This is a genomic window from Cupriavidus sp. CPT47-8839-RL05A (assembly GCF_058792255.1).
This window is the reverse complement of record NZ_JBYTEG010000009.1, coordinates 123,706-147,143: the sequence shown is the minus strand read 5'-3', so window position 1 is coordinate 147,143 and position 23,438 is coordinate 123,706. Positions and strand designations below refer to the sequence as shown.

Annotated in this window: 19 protein-coding genes; 8 read left to right on the top strand and 11 right to left on the bottom strand. The window is 66.1% G+C overall.

Features of this window, described 5'->3' with window-relative positions; translation table 11 throughout:
* Positions 1–157: 157 nt before the first annotated feature.
* Positions 158–805, top strand: a complete 648-nt coding sequence (locus AC3WVS_RS13210; RefSeq protein ID WP_454739885.1) for a TetR/AcrR family transcriptional regulator — start codon at positions 158–160, stop codon at positions 803–805.
* A gap of 74 nt (positions 806–879) precedes the next feature.
* On the opposite strand, the gene AC3WVS_RS13205 is transcribed toward AC3WVS_RS13210, so the two are convergent.
* From AC3WVS_RS13205 to AC3WVS_RS13185, 5 genes are all read right to left on the bottom strand, one after another.
* Positions 880–1,845, bottom strand: coding sequence for a tripartite tricarboxylate transporter substrate binding protein (locus AC3WVS_RS13205; RefSeq protein WP_492318982.1), 966 nt, complete (start codon positions 1,843–1,845; stop codon positions 880–882).
* 98 nt (positions 1,846–1,943) lie between these two features.
* Positions 1,944–3,188 (bottom strand): CaiB/BaiF CoA transferase family protein, encoded by a 1,245-nt coding sequence (locus AC3WVS_RS13200; protein ID WP_492318981.1) that lies wholly within the window; start codon positions 3,186–3,188, stop codon positions 1,944–1,946.
* A 230-nt stretch (positions 3,189–3,418) separates the two neighbouring features.
* Positions 3,419–4,603, bottom strand: a complete 1,185-nt coding sequence (locus tag AC3WVS_RS13195) for a CaiB/BaiF CoA transferase family protein (RefSeq protein ID WP_492318980.1) — start codon at positions 4,601–4,603, stop codon at positions 3,419–3,421.
* A gap of 131 nt (positions 4,604–4,734) precedes the next feature.
* The gene (locus tag AC3WVS_RS13190; protein ID WP_492318979.1) at positions 4,735–5,565 is read right to left on the bottom strand and encodes an enoyl-CoA hydratase/isomerase family protein; all 831 of its coding nucleotides are present in this window, start codon (positions 5,563–5,565) and stop codon (positions 4,735–4,737) included.
* A gap of 88 nt (positions 5,566–5,653) precedes the next feature.
* Positions 5,654–7,594, bottom strand: coding sequence for an AMP-binding protein (locus AC3WVS_RS13185; RefSeq protein ID WP_492318978.1), 1,941 nt, complete (start codon positions 7,592–7,594; stop codon positions 5,654–5,656).
* Between the two features lie 331 nt (positions 7,595–7,925).
* Between AC3WVS_RS13185 and AC3WVS_RS13180 the strand changes: the two genes are divergently transcribed.
* The 4 genes from AC3WVS_RS13180 (at position 7,926) to AC3WVS_RS13165 (ending at position 12,822) form a co-directional block, all read left to right on the top strand.
* On the top strand, positions 7,926–9,014 hold the full coding sequence (locus AC3WVS_RS13180) for a porin (protein WP_492318977.1): 1,089 nt from the start codon (positions 7,926–7,928) through the stop codon (positions 9,012–9,014).
* A gap of 355 nt (positions 9,015–9,369) precedes the next feature.
* A complete protein-coding gene (locus tag AC3WVS_RS13175; RefSeq protein WP_492318976.1) occupies positions 9,370–10,338 on the top strand; it encodes a Bug family tripartite tricarboxylate transporter substrate binding protein in 969 nt (322 codons plus the stop codon).
* A gap of 72 nt (positions 10,339–10,410) precedes the next feature.
* Entirely contained in the window at positions 10,411–11,838 is a 1,428-nt protein-coding gene (locus AC3WVS_RS13170; RefSeq protein ID WP_492318975.1) for an MmgE/PrpD family protein, read from the top strand.
* Positions 11,839–12,378: 540 nt separating this feature from the next.
* Complete coding sequence (locus AC3WVS_RS13165; protein WP_492318974.1) at positions 12,379–12,822, top strand: YybH family protein; 444 nt, start codon at positions 12,379–12,381, stop codon at positions 12,820–12,822.
* Positions 12,823–12,991: 169 nt separating this feature from the next.
* On the opposite strand, the gene AC3WVS_RS13160 is transcribed toward AC3WVS_RS13165, so the two are convergent.
* Positions 12,992–13,546, bottom strand: coding sequence for a single-stranded DNA-binding protein (locus AC3WVS_RS13160; RefSeq protein ID WP_492318973.1), 555 nt, complete (start codon positions 13,544–13,546; stop codon positions 12,992–12,994).
* Positions 13,547–13,729: 183 nt separating this feature from the next.
* On the bottom strand, positions 13,730–14,980 hold the full coding sequence (locus AC3WVS_RS13155; protein WP_492318972.1) for an MFS transporter: 1,251 nt from the start codon (positions 14,978–14,980) through the stop codon (positions 13,730–13,732).
* 366 nt (positions 14,981–15,346) lie between these two features.
* Here AC3WVS_RS13155 and uvrA point away from each other — a divergent pair, with 366 nt between their 5' ends.
* Entirely contained in the window at positions 15,347–18,211 is a 2,865-nt protein-coding gene (gene uvrA, locus AC3WVS_RS13150; RefSeq protein ID WP_492318971.1) for an excinuclease ABC subunit UvrA, read from the top strand.
* A 4-nt stretch (positions 18,212–18,215) separates the two neighbouring features.
* Here uvrA and AC3WVS_RS13145 read toward each other — a convergent pair whose 3' ends face one another.
* Positions 18,216–18,809: a histidine phosphatase family protein gene (locus AC3WVS_RS13145; RefSeq protein WP_492318970.1), complete on the bottom strand. Its 594-nt coding sequence runs from the start codon at positions 18,807–18,809 to the stop codon at positions 18,216–18,218.
* A gap of 141 nt (positions 18,810–18,950) precedes the next feature.
* On the opposite strand from AC3WVS_RS13145, the gene AC3WVS_RS13140 reads away from it, so the two are divergent.
* On the top strand, positions 18,951–19,436 hold the full coding sequence (locus AC3WVS_RS13140) for an adenosine-specific kinase (RefSeq protein WP_010814398.1): 486 nt from the start codon (positions 18,951–18,953) through the stop codon (positions 19,434–19,436).
* A 9-nt stretch (positions 19,437–19,445) separates the two neighbouring features.
* On the opposite strand, the gene AC3WVS_RS13135 is transcribed toward AC3WVS_RS13140, so the two are convergent.
* From AC3WVS_RS13135 to AC3WVS_RS13125, 3 genes are all read right to left on the bottom strand, one after another.
* On the bottom strand, positions 19,446–21,125 hold the full coding sequence (locus AC3WVS_RS13135) for a Na/Pi cotransporter family protein (RefSeq protein ID WP_492318969.1): 1,680 nt from the start codon (positions 21,123–21,125) through the stop codon (positions 19,446–19,448).
* Positions 21,126–21,327: 202 nt separating this feature from the next.
* Positions 21,328–21,939 carry a LysE family translocator gene (locus tag AC3WVS_RS13130; RefSeq protein ID WP_492318968.1) on the bottom strand — a complete coding sequence of 204 codons (612 nt, stop codon included), beginning with the start codon at positions 21,937–21,939 and terminating at the stop codon, positions 21,328–21,330.
* 43 nt (positions 21,940–21,982) lie between these two features.
* On the bottom strand, positions 21,983–22,555 hold the full coding sequence (locus tag AC3WVS_RS13125) for an adenine phosphoribosyltransferase (protein ID WP_010814395.1): 573 nt from the start codon (positions 22,553–22,555) through the stop codon (positions 21,983–21,985).
* Positions 22,556–22,771: 216 nt separating this feature from the next.
* On the opposite strand from AC3WVS_RS13125, the gene AC3WVS_RS13120 reads away from it, so the two are divergent.
* Entirely contained in the window at positions 22,772–23,350 is a 579-nt protein-coding gene (locus AC3WVS_RS13120) for a DJ-1/PfpI family protein (protein WP_010814394.1), read from the top strand.
* Positions 23,351–23,438 lie beyond the last annotated feature (88 nt).

Genomic DNA, 23,438 nt, shown 5'->3' with positions numbered 1-23,438 from the left:
GCCCGGCGTGAATTGCCGCCCTCCTCCAGGGCGGACTGGGGGCGGTGGGCCACGGCCACCTCTCACAAACGTTAGGTAGATTTTGAGCGCCCGATGGAGTAACTTCCATGAGGACGAACCCCACGGCGCATACGCCGCTTCCAGACCCTCCCTTACCATGACAAAACGCCAGGTCAATGCCACCAACGTGGACACCCGCGAGAAGCTGTTGCGCCTCGCGGCACGCGCCTTTGGCACGCAAGGCTATGCCGCTACGACCATGCGCGGGATTGCCGACCAGGCCGGCATCGAAGCGGCCAGCATCTATTACCACTTCTCCTCGAAGGAAGAATTGCTGGAAGCGGTGATGGAGCACGGGGCCCAAAGCATCTTTGCGCATACGCGGGCGCGCATCGCGGCACTCCCGGCCGGCGCCGACGCCGAGCAGCGTTTCCGCGCCGGCCTGCTCGGCCTTATCGGCGCGATGATCAAGTATGGCGACTACACGCTGGCGCACGGGCGCCAGCTCGCAGAGTTGCCGGACAAGGTGCGCGAGCGGCAAATCAAGCGACGGGCCCAGCATCAGGACTTCTGGAACGGCATGCTGGAAGACCTGCGCGCCGAGGGCCGCCTGCGCGAAGACATCGACATCGCCTTGTGCCGGGTCTTTGTCCTGAGCACGATTGCCTCGGTGCAGACCTGGTTCAACCCCAGGAAGGGTTCGCCCGAAAAGGTGATCGACGAACTGTGCACGATCCTGTTTGAAGGGGTGCGGCCCAGGGAGGTGCGCAAGCCAGCGCGGCGGGCGCAGGCCGTGGCTTCGTAAGCCGGCCGCTTCTGCGCCCCCTTGCCGGCTGGGTTCTCTCTCCATTTGCCGGAGAGAACCTCAACCTTGGCGCGTCACCCCGCCTTCACCTGGGAGAGTGCCACGAGCTTCTTCCAGCGCTCGAGTTCGGCCGGTGCATCAGCGCGGGCTTGCGCGGCGGACTGGATGTCGACCTCCAGTCCCTGGCTGGTACAGAACGCCTTGAAGGCGGGCGCGGCGGCAGCCTTGGTCATGGCGCCAGACAATTGCGTGACGATGTCCTGCGGCGTACCGCGCCGGGCAAACGCCCAGATCGGCGTTTCCAGCGCATAGCCTTTCAGGCCAGCCTCATCCAGGGAGGGGGCGTCCGGAAAATAGCTCGACCGGCGTAGGCTGGTGACCGCAAGCACCCGCAGGCGCCCTGCCTTCACCAGTGGCAGCGATGTCGCCACACCGCCGAAGCCGACATCCAGCTGCCCGCCCGCCACATCGACCACGACCTGCGCCGGCGCCTTGTAGGGAACGTGGGTCATCTGGATACCGGCCATGTTGCTCATCAGGGCCGCCGCCATGTGTGGGGTGGTACCGTTGCCTGGCGAACCGTAGGTCAGCCCGCCCGGCTTGCGCCTGGCGGCGGCGATCAGGTCCTGCACCGTGTGCAGCGGCGAATTGGCGGCCGTGACCAGCACCATCGCCGAGGTCGCCAGGCGCGCGATTGGCTCGAAGTCACTTACCGCGTCGTATGGCGTCTTGTCGACGAACTGGTTTGAGTAGTGGGCGGCGTAATTGAACAGGATGGTGTAGCCGTCGGCGGGTGCCTTGGCGACAAAGTCAGTGCCGATGACCCCGCTTGCACCGGCACGGTTCTCGACGACGAACGAGCCGCCCATCGCTTTGGACAGTTCGCTGCTCATGTAGCGCGCAACGACGTCCGTACCCGACCCGGGGCTGAGCGGTACGATGATGCGGACCGGGCGCGCCGGGTAAGACTGCGCGAGCGCCGTAAGCGGTAGCGTGGCCAGCGCTGGCAAGAGCTGCAGGCAAGTACGGCGTGACATCATTGTTCTTGTCTCCTTTATGTTCGGTGAGAAGCAGGCGGTTTGCTCGCCTCGCCCATCAATGGAAGAGGCGAGCAAACAAGCTGCCGTCGGGCGGCCGCTTAGACGACTCCCTCCTCGCGCAATGCCGCAATCTCTGCGCGACTGAGCTTGAGCAAGCCCCCGTAGATCTCTTCATTCGCGCCGCCCAGCGCCATCGCGGGCTTGTCAAACTGCGAAGGCGTGGCCGAGAACCGGATCGGCAAGCCCATGCCCACGGCATCCACCGGGCCGAACTGGGGGTGGGCAAGGTTCATCAACGCGCCGCTGTCATGCAGGCGGCGGTCGTGCAGCACCTCGTTGGGCTTGCGCACCGGCGCGCAGGGTACCCCGCGCTTGTCGAGCAGCTCGGCCACCACATCGGCAGTGCTGCGCTGGCTGGTCCAACCCGCGATCGCCTCGTTCAGCACCGAGGCATTGCGCATGCGCGGCCCACGGCTGCTGAAGCGCGGGTCGTCGAGCAGATCGGGCTGGCCGATCGACTCCAGCAGCCCGCGCAACCAGTCCGGCTGGAACGCCACGATCGCCACATGCCCTTCCTGCGTCGGGTACACCCCGAACGGCGCCAGCCGGTCGTGGTAGTTGCCGGTGCGCGACGGGTAGCCTTCCCGCCCCATGACGTCAAAGTGCTCTTCGGCGACCCACGACGCCAGGCAATCCAGCATCGACACCTGCACGCGCTGTCCCTCGCCGGTGCGGCCGCGGTGGATCAGTGCTGCCAGAATGCCGTTGACGGTATACATCGGCGCCACCAGGTCCGCGATCGGCAGGCCGCAGCGCGTCGGCGGGCCGTCGGCGTAGCCGGTCACTTCCATCAGGCCGCTGAGGGCCTGGACGATGATGTCCATGCCCTTGAGTCCGGGGAAGGCACTGGGCTCCCCCATGGCCTTGATCGACGCATAGACGATGCGCGGGTTCCGCTGCCTGACCTGCTCGTAGTCGACACCGAGCTTGGCGGTGGTGCCCTCGCTGAAGTTCTCCAGCACCACGTCGCATTCCTGCGCCAGCCGCATGAACAGCTCGCGACCCTGTTCGGACTTCAGGTCCAGCGTAATGCTCTTCTTGTTGCGGGCCCGGTTCAGGACCGTCAGAGATACCTCGTCGTCCTCACGCTGGCCGAAGTGGATGCCATGGCTGCCCACGAAAGGCGGGTTGGTGCGTGCAATGTCGCCACCGCCCGGCGCTTCCACGCGGATCACCTCCGCGCCCATCCCGCCAAGCAGCAACGAGCCATACGGCCCGGCAAGCGCCACGGTCAGGTCCAGTACACGAATGCCCTCGAGCGGCCGTGATTGATTTGCTGGCACTACTGTCTCCTTTCTTGTCGGCCCGCCGTCATGCGGCCGGGCCCGTGTCACTTCCATTGCCTTACAACTGTTAGCTAGGTGCCGGCGCCGTGCTTTCCCGGCCTGGCTTGGCTCGGGCAGCCCCCTTTGCTTTGGTTCAATGCTAGTGGAGCCGGCCGGTTGCGCTCAAGTAGTCCCTGGCGAACCACCAGTTCGCATTGTGCGAATTACTCGTGGTGCGGATCGTGCCGTCAGACAATGCCGGCCTTGCGCATGGCTTGTACCTGCGAGCGGTCGTAACCTACCTCAGCCAGCACTTCTTCGGTGTGTTCGCCAACCGTGGGCGGCCGTCGCATAACATCGGGCGGGGTGCGCGACAGGACTGCCGGTGGCGCGACGATCGGTGCCTTGCGCGGCAAGCCGGGGTAGTCGAGCCAGATGTAAGCGCCGGACTCCTGGATCGACGCATCGTCCAGCGCCTCGCGCGGGGAATAGATCGGCGCCGCCGGGATCCTGGCCTTCTCCAGTTCGCACAGCGCGTCATCGCGGGTGCGGCTGGCGCACCATTTGCCCATCAGGTCGCTCAGGAACTCGCCGTGCTCGCCGCGCCGCAAGTCGTCGCTGAAGCGGGGATCGTCCACCAGTTCCGGCGCGCCGATCAGGTTGGCCCAGCGCCGGAACAGCGGCTGTCCGATCACCTGGGCGATGATCCAGCCGTCGGCCACGCGGAAGATGTCCGAGGGCCCATAAGAGGGGCTGCGGTTGCCCATCGCCTGCCGGTCGATAGCAAGCGCCGCTTCCTCGATCAGCGCTCCGCTGGAAAGGTTCAGCGCCGTCTGCAGCAGCGACGCCTCGACACATTGCCCGCGCCCGCTGTTGCGCCGCTCGTACAGCGCCATTACCGTGCCGAGCGCGCACGACAAGGCAGTCGAAAAATCGACCACCGGCACCATCGCCTTGGTGGGGCTTTCGGGTGTGCCCGACATGTAGACAGCGCCGCTCATGGCCTGCCCCACCCCGTCGAAGCCGACCCGGTGGCCAGCGCCTTCATGCGAGCCGAAGGCCGTCGAAGCAGTCAGGATGATGGCTGGATTGATCGCACTCAGCGTCGCGTAGTCGAGTCCCAGGTTCGCCAGCGTCTTCGGCGGCATGTTCGCCACCACCACGTCGGCGGTCTCCACCAGGCGGCGGACCGCCTCGCGGCCCTCCTCGCTGTCGATGTCCAGCGTGATCGACCGCTTGTTGCGATTGCACTGGAGGAAAAGTGCCCCCTCCCCCGATTCCGTGACCGGCACGATGAAGCGGTCTTCGCTGCCACCTACGCGGTCGATCCGGATGACATCGGCACCGTAGTCCGCGAGCAATGCTGCGCAGAACGGGCCGGCGATGAAGCGTCCGAAATCGAGGACGCGGATACCTTCAAGCACCTTGGACATCTTGTTCGTTTCCATATTTGACTGGCTGCCGCGCCCGCAGAAGGCGAGGGTTGGAGGAATCGATCGTGACCATCGACCCTGTGCGCCAGTGCACGGGACCGGCTCGCCCGTCCCGCTGTCGGCCTTCCCGCTCAGGCCGTGGTGGTGCGCGGGAACACCGGACCGCGCTTCTCGCGGAACGAGGCCACGCCTTCCTTGACCTCCGGTCCACCGAAGCCAAACATCTCCAGCGCCAGCGAAGCATCGAAGGTCGGTCCCGCCTGGCGCAGCCAGTTGTTCAGCGCATACTTGGTCCAGCGGATTGCTGACGGCGCGCCATTGGCCAGGCGCGTGGCGATCGACACTGCCTTGTCCTGCAGAACCGCTTCATCCACGGCCAGCGACACCAGGCCCATCTGTTCCGCCTTCTCGCCGCTCACCGGTTCGCACAGCAGCAGGTGGTACTTGGCCTTAGCCATTCCGCACAGCAGCGGCCACACGATCGCGGCGTGGTCGCCGGCGGCGACGCCGAGGCGGGTATGGCCATCAACCAACCGCGCGGTGCGCGCCGCCACCGAGATATCCGCCAGCAGCGCGGCAACCAGCCCCGCACCGACGGCGGAGCCGTGGATCGCCGAAACGATCGGCTTGGAGCAATTGATGATGTTGTAAACCAGGTCCTTTGACTCGCGCCAGACGCGGGCGCGGGCGTCGAAGGAATCGATCATTTCTTCGACCATCTCGAAGTCGCCGCCGGCAGAGAAGGCCTTGCCAGCGCCGCACAGCACCACGGCGCTCACGGTCGGATCGGCATCGATATCGCGCCAGACGCGGGCGATCTCGTCGTGGCCGCGAGCGTCCAGCGCGTTCAGGCGCTCGGGACGGTTCAGCGTGATGCGCAGGACGCCCTCGCCAGGGCGGTCAAACGCCAGGCTCGAATAGTTCTCATAGGCCGCGCCTGCGGCGGCATTGCTTTTCGACATGGAATCTCCTGAACAAAAGTGCGGGGCGTGTGCAGCGAACAAAGGAAATACACATGCTCCCGTCAATCAATGCGCCCGCATGGCGGCATCAATGTGCGGCAGCGGCGCGAATCTCTTCAAGTGCCGGCGGGTTGTCCAGCGCGGACAGGTCGCCGGGAGGCAGCCCGTTGTAAACGCTGCGGATCACGCGGCGCATGATCTTCGAGCTGCGCGTCTTGGGCAGCTGCGCGACCACGTGGACCACCGAAGGGCGGAACGGGCGCCCCAGCCGGCCATCGACATGTTTGCTGACAGCGGCCGTCAGCGCCTCATTCGACTGCGTCACGGCGGCCGATGGCACCAGGAACACGACCAGCTTCTGCCCCTTGACCGGGTCCTCCACGCCGATGGCGGCGGCTTCGGCGATCTCGGGCAATTCGAGCAGCACGTCCTCGATCTCGGCGGGACCAAGGCGCTTCCCGGCCAGCTTGATGGTGTCGTCAGAGCGGCCCATCATGAACCAGGTGCCGTCGTCGCGGCGCAGCGCGAGATCACCGTGCACCCAGATGCCCGGCACGGTGTTCCAGTAGGCGTCCAGATAGCGCTCGTCGTCCTGCCAGAACGAGTGCGTCATGCCGACGAATGGCCGGCGGATCGCCAGCTCGCCCACGGTGTTGGTCAGCGACTTGCCGTCCCCATCCACCACGTCGGCAGCCACCGACGGCGAGGCGGTGTTGAACCCGGCCGGGCTGATCGGCCTGACGATCACGCTGGACAGCAGCGCCCCCGACACCTCCGTGCCGCCGGTGTAGTTGATAACCGGGCGGCGGCCGCCGCCGAACGCTTTCTGGAACCACAGGAAGTGTTCTGGATCGATGCCCTCGCCGGCGGTGATCAGCAGCCTGACCGTCGACGTATCGCCTTGCGTGGCAAGAGCCTCGTTCGCCGCCAGGCCCCGGATCAGCGTCGGCGCCGAGCCAAAGTGCGTCACGCCGTGGCGTTCGACGATGCGCGACATGCGTGACCAGTCCGGGAAATCCGGGGCGCCGTCATAACACACCAGCGTTGCGCCACGCAGCAACGCGCACGACATCACCAGCGTGCCGGCGACCCACCCCATGTCAGCGGGCCAGCAGAACACATCCTTCGGGCTGACATTGAAATGGATGGCCGAATCGTGCGCGATCTTCATCGGGAAGCTGCCGTGCGTATGCACGGTGCCCTTGGGCTTCCCGGTGGTGCCGGAGGTATAGATGATCATGAAGGGGTCGTCCGGCGACATCCGCTCCGGCGCGGCATCCGGCTGCGCGCTGGCCACTTGCTGCCAGTCCAGCACCTTGTCGCCGAAGGCAATCGATTCGCCCGCATGCTTCCAGACCGTGGTGCCGATGTCCGGCAGGCGCGACAGCGCTTCGTCCACCAGGCTGCGCGTATCGACCCACTTTCCCCGGCGGGAGAAGCCGGTCGTAGCGACCAGCGCGCTGGCCGAGCACGACGACAAGCGCGATACGATTGCATCGACACCGAATCCGCTGAACAGGGGCACCGTCACCGCGCCGATCCATGAAATGGCCAGAGAGGTCACGGTCGCTTCGACGCCATTTTCCATCAGCAGGCCAACCCGGTCGCCGCGCTTGACGCCCAGCGCCTTCAGGCCGCCGGCGAAGCCGGCTACCTTGTTTGCCAGTTCGGCATAGGTCAGTTGCTCGATCGCACCGCTCTCTTTCTCCGCCACCACGGCGGTGCGCCACGCCATCGAGGGATCGTCCGCCCACTTGAGCGCGGACTTGACCCAGTTCAGTTGCCCGCCCGGGAACCATTTTGGAAACGGCTTACCCTTGGGGGCATCCATGTACTGCGTGTACGGAACATCCCACACCATTCCGCAGAATTCGATGACGGCGTTCCAGTAGGCGTCGGGCTTCTCGTTGGAGAAAGCCAGCAGTTCGTCGTAGTCCTTCAGGCCGAGGCGGGCGACCAGCGCCGACACGTTCGCCGTGGCGATATCGTCTCCCGTAGGGATCCAGTCATTGTGCAGAGGGTCACTCATCGAAAATCCAGCATGTTGGTTGCACAGTTGCTGCGGCGCGACGTGGTCAGCACAGTTCATGCAGCATCAGGAGCGCCATGGCATAGATCCAGCGTGCGCGACGCACCGAAGCAAGTCAATCCGCGGCGCGGTGTTGTGCCGTACTTTGGAATGCCGTGGCGCAGTCCGGAGCGCCGTTCGTGTCCGTGTATCGAGTGTCGGGGCCAGACGGCGGCGCGGGCGTCCAAGTGCTCTCATTTCATTGCACGGCACAGTTGTCGGATGGGCTTTGACGCCATCACGCGACATCTCACAGACTCCGCACACACACAAGACCACAACGGAGGAGCCCATGAAGAGTCGTTATTACGCTGCAGTGCTGTTGTCCATGACTGCACCATTCGCCACTGCGCAGTCGTCCGTCACGCTGTATGGCGTCGCGGATATCGGGATGGAATACCTGAACAACACCAATGCGGCCGGCGACAAGCTGTTTCGCATGACGTCCGGCAACGTGTCGGGCTCGCGCTGGGGCCTGCGCGGCGTGGAGGACCTGGGCAGCGGCATGAAAGCGGTCTACGCGCTGGAAAGCGGCTTCGATCTCGACAACGGTGTATCGAGCCAGGGCGGCCGGCTGTTCGGCCGCCAGGCCTTCGTGGGCCTGGACCACCAATGGGGCCGCGTCACGCTCGGCCGACAGCAGAACGCGCTGTTCGACTTGCTGATCAACTATGAGCCGATGGTGCTGGCGGCGCGCTATTCGGCGCTGTCGATCGATACCAGCCTTGCGGGTCGCTACGACAACACCGCCAAGTACACCGGCAAGTTCGGCCCGGTCACGGCAACTGCCCTGTACAGCTTTGCGCGCGGTACCAGCATCGCCAGCGGCGGCACTACGTCGTTCGGCACCGAGGTCCCCGGCGACGTCAAGAGCGACCGTGCCTTTGGCGGCGGCCTGGAGTACGCCGGCGGAAAGTTCGGAGCTACCGTGATCTATGACCAGCAGCAAGGTACGCGTGGCATCACCGGGCAGAGTTCGGGCCAGACAGACCGCCGTATCGCAGCAGCGGCCAACTTCAGCTTCGGCAGCTCGACGATACTGGCCGGCTATCGCTGGTTCAATGGCGACATTGGTGTCGCGCCGGGCCAGCCGCAGCGCCGTAACGACCTCTTCTGGCTGGGATACCGTTTCCGGGCTACGCCTGCCCTCACTTTGACCGGTGCCGGCTACTACCTGAATAACCGGCGTAACGGACAGGATCCGTGGATGCTGGTCGCATCCGCCAATTACGCCTTGTCCAAGCGCACTGATGCCTTCCTGAACGTGGGATACGTGCGCAACAAGGACAACTCCAACCTTGGCCTGAACGGCTTCCGCAGCACCATCACGCCGGGCGAGAACCAAACGGGGGTCATGGTCAATATCCGCCATAAGTTCTGACGGATTGGCTCCGGCCGCGTCACTTCAATGCCGCGCGGCCAAGCAGCGAGATAAGAAGCAGAAAAGGGAAGTGGTAAAGGGAACTGGCGCCTGTTCGCGTGACAAAGCGCGGTCAGGTGCATTTTTTTTGGTGAACGCAACTTGCCTGAGCGCGGGCCCCTTTGTGCGCGCGGCGCTCATGCACGCAGACACCACACCCCCGGCGCCAGCACCTTCCGCTCCGCCTTACCCGCTCATTGCACGGAACGCACGCAAGCCGGGCATTGACCTCGCCTGCCTCGCATTCCCACCATGCATACCTGCCCCCTTTCACGCAGGGCTGCCAACAGAGATTACGAAACAGGAGGCCACAGCAATGACCCACTCCCTTCATCACCTGTGCGGCGCGATCATCATGTCGCTGGCAGGGCCGACATTGGCTGTGGACGCCTATCCGGCCAGGCCTGTGCGGATCGTCGTCAACTCGGCGCCGGGAGCGCTGCTCGACGTCACGACCCGCGCCGTGGCGCAGCAGATGGCCGACAACCTCGGCCAGCCTGTGGTCGTGGAAAACATGGCGGGGGCTGCCGGAATGCTTGGCATCCGCTATGTGAAGACCCAGAAGCCGGATGGCTACACCATCCTCGCCACCGCCAACACCCTGGCGCTGGCGCAGGCCACCAAGCTGGAGCCGGGCTATGACCTGGCGCGGGACTTCACCGGCATCGGCATGATGAACAAGGCCCCGCTGATCATGGTGGGCTTCTCCGCCCAGCCGGACAAGACCCTGCCCCAGTTGGTCGCGCATGCGAAAGCCAGCCCGGGCTCGATGTCCTATGCCACCGCGGGCATCGGCACCAGTACCCATATGGCCGCCGCGCTGTTCGTGCACCAGGCCGGCATCAAGATGCTTCACGTGCCTTACAAGGGCAACGCCGGCGCCATGCCGGACGTACTTGGCGGCCGCGTCAACATGATATTTGACGGCGCCAACTCATCGGGCCCATACCTCCAGGACGGCAAGCTGCGCGCGTTCGCGGTCTCCTCCCCCAAGCGCCTGCCGGCATTTCCCGACATTCCGACACTGGCCGAACAGGGCCTGCCCAACTACAGCTTCTATGTCTATATGGGCCTGACGGCGCCGGCCGGTACGCCAACGCCGGTCGTCATGCGGCTGGCGAAGGCATTGAAGGCGGCGCAGGCCAGCGAGGCCGTGCGCGAGCGGTTCCGCAAGGACAGCGCCGAAGCCGGCAACATGTCCCCGGAGGAATTCACCGAGTTTTTGCGTCAGGATCTGCAGCGCAATATCAAGGTCGTGGCGGACCTGGGCATTCCGAAGGAGTAAGTCGGACGACAAGCCGAACTCCCCTGCCAGCCCCTGCCGCAGGGGCGCGACACCTTACCTGGAGAGAATGCAATGGCAACAACCATCGTCGAGCAACTGGCCGGCTTTACACAGCAAAGCACCTACGACACGCTGCCGCCGGCGGTCGTGGACGAATGCAAGCGCATCGTCCTCGATTCGCTGGGATGCGCGCTGGCCGCCGTCGACCAGCCCAAGGGCAAGATCGGGATCGACTACGGCGCACTGATGGGCGGCGCCGCGGGCGACGCCACCATCATCGGCACCGACCAGCGGGTGTCGGTCGTCGGCGCGGCCTTTGCCAACGGCGAGCTGATCAACGCCCTCGACATGGATGCGGTGGTGCCGCCGGGCCATGTGACGCCCTATGTCCTGCCCGGCGCGCTGGCGGTCGGCGAAGCCATGGGCCGGTCCGGCCAGGACCTGATTGCCGCGCTGGCGGTCTCGCATGAGATGTCGTATCGGCTCGGCAAGGCCATGGACTACCTGCGCGACACCAAGGACGGCAAGGTCTCGCCACCGAAGATCTATGGCTACAGCAGCACCGTCTTCGGCGCGACCGCGGCCGTCGCCAAGCTGAAGGGACTGGGCGCGGAGACGACAGCGCATGCGCTGGGGATTGCAGGCAGCATCAGCCCGGTGAACTCGCAGGTCGCCTGGTTCCAGCATGCGCCCAGCTCCACCATCAAGTACCTGCTTGCCGGCGCGCTGACGCAGGCGGCGATGGCCGCCGCGCACATGGCCGAGTTCGGCCACCGTGGTGACCTCCAGATACTTGATGACCGCGAATATGGTTTCCCGCGCTTTATCGGCACTACGCGCTGGGAACCGGATCGCATCCTCGCGGCACTCGGCACCGACTGGCAGTTCCCCACCGAACAGGCCTACAAGCCCTACCCGCACTGCCGCATCCTGCATGCGCTGCTGGACAGCCTCAACGAGATCGTCGACCAGAACGAACTGCGGCCGGACGAGATCGATGGCATCAGGGTCTGGGTCGAGGGATTTGTCGAGCAGCCCGTTTGGCTCAACCGTGAGATCCGGCATGTGCACGACGCACAGTTCAGCATCGCGCACGGCATCGCACTGGGTGCGCATCGTGTGCCGCCGGGCAAGGCCTGGCAGGAGCCCGAACTGGTGTTCGGCGAATCCGTGATGCGTCTGATGGATAAGGTCGAGCACGCGGTACACCCCGACTATGTGGCGCTTCTGACCGGCCACGCAGCCAGCCGGCCGGCGAAGATCGAGGTGTCGGCGCGCGGCCAGACCTTTGTCGGCGAGCGGCGCTATCCGAAGGGAAGTCCGTCCCCCGACCCGGCCAGCCATATGAGCACGGAAGAGTTGGTGCAGAAGTTCCGCGACAACGCGCGGGACGCCATCCCCGAGGCCAAGATCGATCGCGTCATCGATGCGGTGCGGGACCTGGAGAACGTGGGGAACATCGCGTCGATCCTGGCGGACGTGCGGCCCGGCGAACGCTAAGACCCGGCATCACCTGGCAGCGGACGTCATGCGCAGCATGGGGGAAAGGCCTTTGGTCGAACGTGGCGCCAATGGCGCAAAAAAGGAAGCCCCGCGGCAAGCCGGTTGGGGCTTAAGCTCGCTCGGACGCGAGCATGGAGACAACAGATGCCGTTTCCGGCACGCACACATTCACTATGCCGCAGCTGCGGCAGATGACCAATGGTTTTGCGCCAACTCTCCCGTACTTTGAAACATCTCGGCAAGCACCGCCGTCAAACCGGCGCGCCCGTTATCCTGACAAACGTTAGGTAAATTTCATGAGCCCGATGCAGTAAGTTCATGTGAATAACTCCTGACTTGCTGCCTTCCTCATGCCTACCCGCCTTACTGGAGCCGGTCGCATCCAGACTGCGGGTGCGGGCGCCGGTGCTGCGGCGTTCCAAGGTACGGAACGCCCCGCCTTTTCGGTTGAGCTGGCGACCGTCATCGTCGTAGCATTGCTGCAAAGCCCACAAGGAAGGCATGGATGGGAACGCCCGGGGAGCGCCAGGCAATGACATGGCAATCATGACCGAACACCAAGCCACATGCGAGAACGCCTCGCGAGCGCAGGCCGCCCTGCAAGACGTCGAGCGCCGCTGGAACGCCGCCGCGCTGACATGGAATTCCGACGCGCTGACCGCGCTGTACGCGCCCGAAGCCTTGTTCTTCGGGGGCCGCCCTGGCCACGCCGTGGGCCAAGCGGCAATCCAGGGATACTTCGCCTCGTACGCCGGGACGTTGCGCTCGGCATCGATGTCCCTGGTCGATCAAACGCTGGTCGAGCTTGGCGCGGACACGCTGCTGGCGCAGGGGCACGCCAACTTCCACTTTGTGCTCGCCGACGGGCGCGAAACCGCCTCGGCACTACGGACGACGTGGGTACTGACAAGGCGGCTGGGGGCGTGGCAGATTCTGCAGCACCACTTCTCCGCTACACCAGAAGGGCCCCCTATCCAATAGCCGGCGTTCCCTCATCGAGAAGACCCGATGATCGACGCATGCCAGCTTTTTGCGGCGCTTACCCGCATACGAGAGCGTGCAAATACCCCGTGAACGCCAACAGAAAACAAAAAAGCCCGCAGCAAGCGGGCTTCAGGGCAAAACCTAACAAAATGAGGAGAGGTAGCCTTTAGAACGGGATATCGTCGTCCATATCCTCGAAACCATTCGAGGCCGGCTGCTGCGGCCGGCGCGCAGCGCCACCGCCCTGGCCGCCACCCTGGCCGCCCGCCTGACCACCGCGGCCACCGCCGTAGCCGCCGCCCGACGCTTCGCGGCTGTAGCCACCGCCGCCACCTGCGCCGCCACCACCGTAGCCGCCTTCGTCACCGCCACCGCCACCGCCACCCTGGCGCGAGCCGAGCATCTGCATCTGGTCGGCAACGATTTCAGTGGAGTACTTGTCCTGGCCCGACTGGTCCTGCCACTTGCGGGTGCGGATGCGGCCTTCGATATAGACCGACGATCCCTTGCGCAGGTACTGGCCGGCGATTTCGGCGATCTTGCCGAAGAACGAGACGCGGTGCCATTCGGTGGCCTCCTTCATCTCGCCGCTCTGCTTGTCCTTGTAGCGATCGGTGGTCGCCAGGCGGATATTGGTCACGGCGTCGCCGCTGGGCAGGTAGCGGGTTTCCGGGTCTGCGCCGAGGTTGCCGACGAGAATGACTTTGTTGACCGATGCCATGTGAATGTTCTCCAAAAGCCACGCGCTGTGTTGAAAAGCGTGGCAATACGATGACGGTAAAGCGGATGTAGTGTGACGCGATACTGCGGTGACGTAAACGAACATCGCGCCCCCGGCCAGACGTCGGGTGGCGCGATCATGCTAGGCCTTTTCCAGGCCGGATTCTTTACGATGTGATGCGGATCAGGCCGGCGTTGCCGGTGCAGCTTCCTGCCCGCGCGCCGGCGGCGCCTTCATGCTCCAGGCGATTATAAGCCAGAGCAACAGCACCACCGCGCAACCGACGAACACGGCGCTGCGCCCCTCGTGCTTGAGCAGCCAGCCACCGGCCGCGCCGCCCAGGAACAGGCCCAGCGCCTGCGTGGTGTTGTAGACGCCCAGCGCCGCCCCGCGCGCGGCCGCGGCGTAGCGCGACACCAGCGAAGGCTGCATCGCCTCCAGCACGTTGAACGCGACAAAGAAGAGCAGCAGCACGCCGACGATGGCCCACAGCCCGTGCACGGCGGCAAACAGCAGCTGCACCGCGGTCATCAGCGCGACCGCGCCCAGCAGCACCGGGCGCACGCGGCCGTAGCGCTCGGCCGCCATCATCGGGCCCAGCATCAGCACGAAGGACACCAGCACCACCGGCAGGTAGACCTTCCAGTGCTGGTCCAGCGGCATGCCGGCATCGGCCAGCATGGCGGGCACCACCATGAACATGGCCACCTGGGAAGCGTGCAGCGCCAGCACGCCGACGTTCAGGCGCGCCAGGTCGGGGTTGAGCAGCACCTTGCGGAACGGCAGGCGCACCGGATGCGGCGGCGGCGGGGTCGGCACCAGGAACAGCGTCACGCCGATGGCCACCAGCCCCAGCACCGACATCAGCCCGAAGATGCCGGACATGCCGATGCTGTGCAGCAGCGGCGAGGCGATCACCAGCGACAACGCGAAGGTCAGGCCGATGCTGCCGCCCACCATCGCCATCGCCTTGGTGCGATGGCGTTCGCGCGTCAGGTCGGCGATGCAGGCGGTGATGGCCGCGGAGATCGCGCCCGTGCCCTGCAGCGCGCGGCCGGCGATGATGCCGCTGAGCGTGTCGGAGAAGGCGGCCACCAGCCCGCCGGCGATGAACAGCAGCAGCCCGGCCACCATCACCGGCTTGCGCCCGATGCGGTCGGACAGCCAGCCCAGCGGGATGTGCAGGAATGCCTGCATCAGGCCATAGATGCCCATGGCCAGGCCCACGCGCTGGGCGTCGTGCCCGTCGGGCAGGCTGTGCGCGTATTCGGCAAAGACGGGCAGGATCAGGAACAGGCCCAGCATGCGCAGCGCGAAGATGCTGGCCAGCGACACGGCGGCGCGCAGCTCGACGCGGGTCATGCGTTCGCGGGCGGGGGCCTGGGATGCGTCAGCGGCACCCGCACCCGGGGAAGAAGACTGGATCGACGGCATTGCGATCGTGGGATCGTGGAATCTGTCAGGCTGGCTGCCGTTGCATCGCAACGGCAGTTTCGATCGGGATCGCGGGGGGAAGTTGCCGCCCGGAACCCGGGGCCGGCGGCGGCTTCGCCGGGCGCCTGCATGGCGCGGGCCACCCCGGAAACCGAAGTTGGGTATATTAACAGGTTTGCTCCTTCGCGCTTCCCGGGTCACCTGGCCATGCCAGTTGGCCCCCGGGCGTGTGCCCGGGCGCGCATTCCGGCCGTCGCCAGCGGTCGGAAGTGCCAAATACGGTACTTGTTTCTGGGTTTTGCGATTCCTTCAGACAGCCTTGCCAACCCCGGCAGGGCGGCCTGTCTGGCGACGACTTTTCGGCATATGGAAGAAATCAAGATCCGTGGGGCGCGTACCCACAACCTGAAGAACATCAATCTCGACCTGCCGCGCAACCGGCTGATCGTGATCACCGGCCTGTCGGGCTCGGGCAAGTCCTCGCTTGCCTTCGACACGCTCTATGCCGAGGGCCAGCGCCGCTACGTGGAGTCGCTGTCCGCCTATGCCCGCCAGTTCCTGCAGCTGATGGAAAAGCCGGACGTGGACCTGATCGAAGGCCTGTCGCCGGCGATCTCGATCGAGCAGAAGGCCACCAGCCACAACCCGCGTTCCACGGTCGGCACCGTCACCGAGATCCACGACTACCTGCGCCTGCTGTACGCCCGCGCCGGCACGCCCTACTGCCCCGACCACAACCTGCCGCTGCAGGCGCAGAGCGTGTCGCAGATGGTGGACGCCGCGCTGGCCCTGCCGGAAGACACCAAGCTGATGATCCTGGCACCGGTGGTGGCCGACCGCAAGGGCGAGCACTCGGACCTGTTCGACAGCATGCAGGCGCAGGGCTTCGTGCGCTTTCGCATCCGCTCGGGCGGCGGCACCGCGCACGAGGCCGAGGCCAAGGTCTATGAGGTCGATGCGCTGCCGAAACTGAAGAAGACCGAGAAGCACACCATTGAGGTGGTGGTGGACCGCGTCAAGGTGCGCGCCGACATCAAGCAACGCCTGGCCGAGTCGTTCGAGACCGCGTTGCGCCTGGCCGATGGCCGCGCGCTTGCGCTGGAACTCGACAGCGGCAAGGAGCATATGTTCAGCTCCAAGTTTGCCTGCCCGATCTGCTCGTATTCGCTGCAGGAGCTGGAGCCGCGGCTGTTCTCGTTCAACAACCCGATGGGCGCCTGCCCTAGCTGCGACGGGCTGGGCCAGATCACCTTCTTCGATCCCAAGCGCGTGGTGGCCTTCCCCAACCTGTCGCTGGCCTCGGGCGCGATCAAGGGCTGGGACCGCCGCAACCAGTTCTACTTCCAGATGCTGCAAGGCCTGGCAGCGTACTACGATTTCGACACCGAGACCCCGTTCGAGGAGCTGCCGGAAAACGTGCAGCAGTCGGTGCTGCACGGCTCGGGCGAGCAGCAGATCCCGTTCACCTATATCAACGAACGCGGCCGCACCACCGTGCGCGAGCATGTGTTCGAAGGGATCATCCCCAACCTGGAGCGCCGCTACCGCGAGACCGATTCGGTCGCCGTGCGCGAGGAACTGGCCAAGTACCAGAACAACCAGCCCTGCCCCGCCTGCCAAGGCACCCGGCTGCGCACCGAGGCGCGCCACGTCAAGCTGGGCGAAGGCGAGCAGGCACGCGCGATCTTCGAGATCAACGGCTGGCCGCTGCGCGACGCGCTGACCTACTTCCTGACGCTGGACATGCATGGCGCCAAGCGCGAGATCGGCGACAAGATCATCAAGGAGATCTCGGCGCGGCTGAACTTCCTGAACAACGTCGGGCTGGACTACCTGTCACTGGAGCGCAGCGCCGATACGTTGTCAGGCGGCGAGGCCCAGCGCATCCGGCTGGCGTCGCAGATCGGCTCGGGCCTGACCGGCGTGATGTATGTGCTGGACGAACCCTCGATCGGCCTGCACCAGCGCGACAACGACCGCCTGATCGGCACGCTCAAGCACCTGCGCGACATCGGCAACTCGGTGCTGGTGGTCGAGCACGACGAGGACATGATCCGCGCCTGCGACTATGTGGTCGACATCGGCCCGGGCGCCGGCGTGCACGGCGGCATGATCGTGGCCGAGGGCACACCGCGGCAGATCGAGGATTCGCCGGCATCGCTGACCGGGCAGTACCTGTCCGGCCAGCGCCGCATCGAGGTGCCGAAGGAACGCGCCGCACCCGACGATGAGCGCCTGCTGCGCATCGTCAACGCCAGCGGCAACAACCTGCGCAACGTCACCGCCGAGGTGCCGGTGGGCCTGCTGACCTGCATCACCGGCGTGTCCGGCTCGGGCAAGTCGACGCTGATCAACGACACGCTCTACCATGCGGTGGCGCGCCACCTGTACGGCTCGACGCCGGAGCCGGCGCCGCACGACCGCATCGAGGGGCTCGAGCATTTCGACAAGGTCATCAACGTCGACCAGAGCCCGATTGGGCGCACGCCGCGTTCCAATCCGGCCACCTATACGGGCCTGTTCACGCCCATCCGCGAACTGTTCGCCGGTGTGCCCTCGGCCAAGGAACGCGGCTACGATCCGGGCCGCTTCTCGTTCAACGTCAAGGGCGGGCGCTGCGAGTCCTGCCAGGGCGACGGCGTGCTCAAGGTCGAGATGCATTTCCTGCCCGACGTCTATGTGCCGTGCGATGTCTGCCACGGCAAACGCTACAACCGCGAGACGCTGGAAGTCCTGTACAAGGGCAAGAACATCTCCGAGGTGCTGGACCTGACCGTCGAGCAGGCGCACGAGTTCTTCAGCGCGGTGCCGGTGGTGCGGCGCAAGCTGCAGACGCTGCTGGACGTGGGCCTGGGCTATATCCGCCTGGGCCAGTCGGCGACCACGCTGTCGGGCGGCGAGGCGCAGCGCGTCAAGCTGTCGCTGGAGCTGTCCAAGCGCGATACGGGGCGCACGCTCTACATCCTGGACGAGCCCACCACCGGGCTGCACTTCCACGATATCGAGCTGCTGCTCAAGGTCATCCACAAGCTGCGCGACCAGGGCAATACCGTGGTCATCATCGAACACAACCTCGATGTCATCAAGACCGCGGACTGGCTGATCGACATGGGGCCGGAAGGCGGCGCCGGCGGCGGCCAGGTGATCGCGCGCGGCACGCCGGAGGATGTGGCCAGGAGCAAGGCGAGCTTTACGGGCAAGTATCTGGCACCGCTGCTCAGGCGGGCCTGAGCGTTCAGTCCAGCCCGGCGGCCGGCAGCACGCGCGTGCGCCGGGCCGCGCCGTTCGGCTGCAATTCGATTGCTGCCCCACCGCCGCTGTCGGCGCCATGGCCGGTCAATGCGGTGATCACCACCTGGTGCGTGACCAGCAGGTAAGGCCCGCCGCGCGGATCGAGCCCGTCGATAAAGCGCGAAAGCTGCGCGGTCTGCGCTTCCCGGCGCTGCGCATCCGCGCCAAAAAATGAATTGAGCAATGGCTGGACCCGCACCGGACCCAGGTCGATCAGGCGGGCGGTGTCCTGGCAGCGGCACCAGGCGCTGCTGTAGACCCGCGTCGGCCGGAAGCCCGCCGCCTTCCAGCTGCTACCGAGCCTCGCCGCCTGCTGCCGGCCGTTCGCGTCCAGGTTGCGCTGGGTCGAACAGTCGTCCAGCTTGAAGCCCGGCGGATCGCCGACCCCCGGCGCACTCGCATGCCGCAGCACGACGACGACATTGGGGCGTTTCAGCTCACTGACGGCGATTTCGCCCTGTGATGCCGGAACGACCTGGGCGGCGGCCACGCACGGCGCCATGGCAAGCCATGCGAGGAAGAGGCGAAGAAGCGGCATCGGCGTCTCCGTGACGGGCCAGTCCATCCGGTATAGCAGGTACGCGTGCCATGCGAGGATCCCTGCCCGCTTGCATTCACCACCCCGCGCCCTACCATGAACCGGATGGCGGCAAGCCGCGCCGCCATTCTGGAGCCAGCCATGGAACTGACGGTCGTACCGGTCACCAAGCCGGAAGCCACCAACTTCATCTTCGGCCATTCGCATTTCATCAAGACTGTGGAAGACCTGCACGAGGCGCTGGTCGGCACGGTGCCAGGCATCCTCTTCGGACTGGCGTTCTGCGAGGCCTCGGGCAAGCGCCTGGTGCGCTGGTCGGGCACAGATGAAGACCTGATCGACCTGGCCTGCGAGAATGCCCGCGCCATCGGCGCCGGGCATACCTTCGTGATCTTCCTCGGCGACGGGTTCTTTCCGGTCAACGTGCTGGCCGCGGTGCGGGCAGTGCCGGAGGTGTGCCGCATCTTCTGCGCAACGGCCAACCCGACCGAGGTGATCATCGCCCAGACCGATGCCGGACGCGGCGTGGTGGGCGTGATCGATGGCGCCTCGCCGCTGGGGATCGAGACCGATGCCGATGTGGCCGAGCGCAAGGCGCTGTTGCGGAAGTTCGGCTACAAGCTCTAGCGTCGCCGCTCAGTGCTGCGCTGCCTGCACGGTCGGCACCGCCGGCAGGTCGTCTTCCTTCATCCGGCTGCGGTTGAGCACCCCAGCCTGCTCCAGCACCGGATAAGCCGTCGCACAGAACAGCGAATTCAGCCGCTTGAGCTCGCTGATCACGTCCAGGTGCAATGAGCTGGTCTCGATGCTCTCGGCGGTCTGCACCGCCACGCGCTGCAGGTGGGTGCGCGCGTACTTGCGCTCCAGCTCGCGGAAGTTCGCTTTCTCGGCCATCAGCGCCTGCGCGCTCTTGAGGTCTCCGTTGAGAAACACCGACAGGCCCAGCCGCAGGTTGGCGACCAGGCGCGCGTGCATCTCTGCGATTTCCTGCATGCCCGCCTCGGAGAACATCAGGTTGTGGGCGATCTTCTTGTCCTTGGTATCGAGCAGGATGCGCTCGATGATGTCGCCCGCGTGTTCCAGGTTGATGGTGAGCGAGATGATCTCGGTCCAGCGCTGGCCGTCGCGCTCGTCCAGCGCTTCCAGGCTGATGCGCGTCAGGTAGAGCTTGATCGCGGTGTAGAGGTCGTCCACCTCGTTGTCGATGCGGCAGGTGGCGTCGGCCAGCTTGGCGTCGTTGGTGCGCAGCACGCGCAGCATGTTGTCCAGCATCTGCTCGACGCGGTCGCCGATGCGCAGCACTTCGCGCGCGGCGTTGGCCAGCGCCAGCGTGGGCGTGGACAGCGCGGCCGTATCGAGGTGGCGCGGCGTGACCTGGCTGTCGCCGGTATTGCGCCCGGGCAGCACCTTCTCGCACAGCCGCGCCAGTGGCGCGGTGGCGCCCAGCAGCAGCACCGCCAGCGCGACATTGAACAGCAGGTGGAAATTGACGATCAGCCGTTGCGGGTCATGGTCCAGCAGCGCCAGCAGCTCCTCGGCCTGGCCCAGCAGCGGCAGCGCCACCAGGCAGCCCAGCAGGCGCGACAGCAGGTTGCCCAGCGTCACGCGCTTGCCCGGCTGGTTGTTGCCCGAGGTGGTCAGCAGCGCCGAGATGCCCGAACCCAGGTTGGCCCCCAGCACCAGCGCCAGCGCCACGTGGATCGACACCACGCCGGCCGAGGCCAGCGCGCCGCAGAACAGCACCACGGCCAGGCTGGAATAGCACAGGATGGTCAGGAAGGCGCCGACCAGCATGTCCAGCCCCGCGTCGCCGGTCAGCGAGGCGAACAAGACCTTGACACCGGCGGCCTGCACCACCGGACGGGTGGCGATGGAGATCAGTTCCAGCGCCAGCGTGATCAGGCCCAGGCCGATCAGCACGCGGCCGACGTGGCCGGCCCTGCTGCCCTTCCAGGTCAGGTGGCAGATCACGCCGACAAAGATCAGCAGCGGCGACAGCCAGGACAGGTCCAGCGAGAACACCTGCACCATCAGCGCGGTGCCGACGTTGGCGCCGAGCATGATGGCCAGCGCCGGCGCCACGGCGATCAGGCCCTGGCCGACGAAGGAGCTGACGATGACCGCGGTGGCGTTGCTGCTCTGGACCAGCCCGGTGACGCCGAGCCCGGCAAGGAAGGCGGTGAAGCGGTTGGAGACGCTGGTCGACAGGACATGGCGCAGGTTCGCGCCGTAGACGCGCAGGATGCCGACCTTGACGATGTTGGTGCCCCAGACGAGCAGGGCAACGCCTGATAGCAGGTGAAGGAGTACGCCCATGGTGCGCCTTTGTGTGACCGGTGCCGAATACTGACTGGAGGCTCCGCCCGGTCATCGTGTCGTTGTCAAGAGGGCATTATGCGCCCGACACCTGGCACCGGCAACGGCATGGGCCCGCGATGCGGGCCGCAGGCAGCACAGGAACAACACCCTGGAAAGCCACGCCGCGCATGTGGCTGCGCAGCGTTTGGGCGGGCCGGGATCAGGGCAGCGCGACCTTGATCCCCAGCCCGACGAAGATCGCCCCGGCGGCGCGGTCCAGCCAGCGGCCGGTGGCCGGGCGGCGGCGCAGCCAGGCACCCAGCCAGCCCGCGCACAGCCCGAACAGCGAGAACACCACCGCCGTCTGCAGCATGAAGACCACGCCCAGCAGCAGGAACTGCAGCCCCGGGTGCGCGGCATCGGCGCGCACGAACTGCGGCAGGAACACCAGGAAGAACAGCGTCACCTTGGGATTCATGATGTTGCCGAGCACGCTCTGGCGGAACACGCGCCCCAGCGGCACCGCATCGACGTCACCGCCCTGCGCCAGCCCGCCCCTGGCGCGCAGCGCCTGGATGCCGATCCAGATCAGGTAGGCCGCGCCCGCATACTTGATCAGCTGGAACGCCAGCGGCGACGAGCGCAGCACCGCGGCCAGCCCCACCGCCGCAATCACGGTGTGGAACAGGCACCCGACCGAAAAGCCCAGTGCCGCGACCAGCCCCGCGCGCCGGCCCTGTGCCATGCCGCGCGCCAGCACCTGCAGGTTGTCGGGCCCCGGGGCCACAGTCACGGCAATCGAAGTCAGCAGGAACAGCAACAGGTCAGGCATGGGGTCTCCTTGCGTGGAAATCTTGCGGGCCGGTCAGCGTGGCTCAGTGACCTTCGAACTTGCACACGGTGAACAGCGGCAGCCCGCCGTCCTGCAGCAGCTTCGAGCCGCCCAGTTCGGGCAGGTCGACGATGGCGGCGCCCTCCACCACCGTCGCGCCCAGGCGCTCCAGCAGCTTGCGCCCGGCCATCATGGTGCCGCCGGTGGCGATCAGGTCGTCGACCAGCAGCACGCGGTCGCCGGACTTGCAGGCGTCGGCATGGATCTCGACAGTGGCGCTGCCGTATTCCAGCTCGTACTCCTCGGCCACGGTCTGGAACGGCAGCTTGCCCTTCTTGCGGATCGGCACGAAGCCCAGGTTCAGCTCATACGCGACGATCGCGCCCAGGATAAAGCCGCGCGCGTCGATGCCCGCCACCAGGTCGAGCTGCGCATCCATGTAGCGGTGCACAAAGACATCGATCAGCACGCGCAGCGTCTTGGGGTTCTGCAGCAGCGGGGTGATGTCGCGGAACATCACGCCCGGCATGGGCCAGTCCGGCACGGTGCGGATGCGCTCGCGCAGGTAGCCGGTGACGTCGCCGAGCTCGGGGGACTGGATGATGGAGTCTGCCATAGGGTTCTGGAAACGGTAGGCGCGCAGCGTGGCGCGCCAATCAGAAAGAGGGGTCGCAGCGGGTCGCGGCAGGATGGCCGCCGGCGCGGTAACCAGTTACCACCCGCGCCATCGGGGCGGCCAGCACAATGGCCCTGCCGGCCCGCTTGGCTAGCCAGGGGCCGGGCTGCCGCGTCCGGCACCCGCCGGACACCCGTAACCATACAGGAGACCGCGATGGCAAAAAAGATTCTGATGCTGGTGGGCGACTACGCCGAAGACTACGAAACCATGGTGCCGTTCCAGGCACTGCAGATGGTCGGCCACACTGTGCATGCGGCCTGCCCGGACAAGCAGGCGGGCGACGCCTGCGCCACCGCCATCCATGACTTCGAGGGCGACCAGACCTACACCGAGAAGCGAGGCCACAACTTCACCCTCAACGCGAGCTTTGCCGAGATCGACCCCGCCGGTTACGACGCACTGGTCATCCCCGGCGGCCGCGCGCCGGAATACCTGCGCCTGAACGCGCGCGTGCTGGAGATCGTGCGCCACTTCGCCCAGGCGGACAAGCCGATCGCCGCGGTCTGCCACGGCGCCCAGCTGCTGGCCGCGGCAGGCGTGCTCGAAGGCAAGACCTGCTCCGCCTACCCGGCCTGTGCGCCCGAGGTGAAGCTGGCCGGCGGCACCTATGCCGATATTCCCGTCGACCAGGCCCATACCGATGGCAACCTCGTCACGGCCCCGGCCTGGCCCGCGCATCCGGCCTGGCTGGCGCAGTTCCTTGCCGTGCTGGGCACGCGGATCGTACATTAGAGCTTTCCGCACGCGGCGCCCCCACGCGTGAAGGCACGGCCCGCCCCATAGCGCGAGCCGTGCACATGCACGCCGGCTGCGCCGCCCG